Below are 268 nucleotides of genomic sequence, written 5' to 3'. Positions count from 1 at the left end.
CTATTCAATCAAGAAAATTCCGCTCGACTTGTAGGCTTGCTACAGAAACAGAAGCCATTTTCTGATGATAGACCGATAGATAAGCAAGAAATTAGGGAGATTTTCGATCTTCTTCTCCAATACAAGGAGGAGAAGGGGAGTAATTATGAATATCTCCTTGCCAATATTCAAAATAGAGCAGGGCAACCAAGCAAATCCCAAGCGGAAAGGGATTCTTGTCATTTTATTTTTGGGCTATTTTATGAAATTATCCATAAAATACTCTGCC

At 37.7% G+C, this 268-nt stretch carries 1 protein-coding gene; it reads left to right on the top strand.

Annotated elements, in window-relative coordinates; all coding sequences use genetic code 11:
- On the top strand, positions 1 to 268 hold a 268-nt coding region (locus SB847_RS21200; protein WP_410578604.1), incomplete at both ends, for a hypothetical protein.

This window comes from Bacillus sp. SIMBA_026 (assembly GCF_046535335.1).
Taxonomy (GTDB): Bacteria; Bacillota; Bacilli; order Bacillales; family Bacillaceae; genus Bacillus; species Bacillus velezensis.
This window is presented reverse-complemented; position numbering and strand designations above follow the sequence as displayed.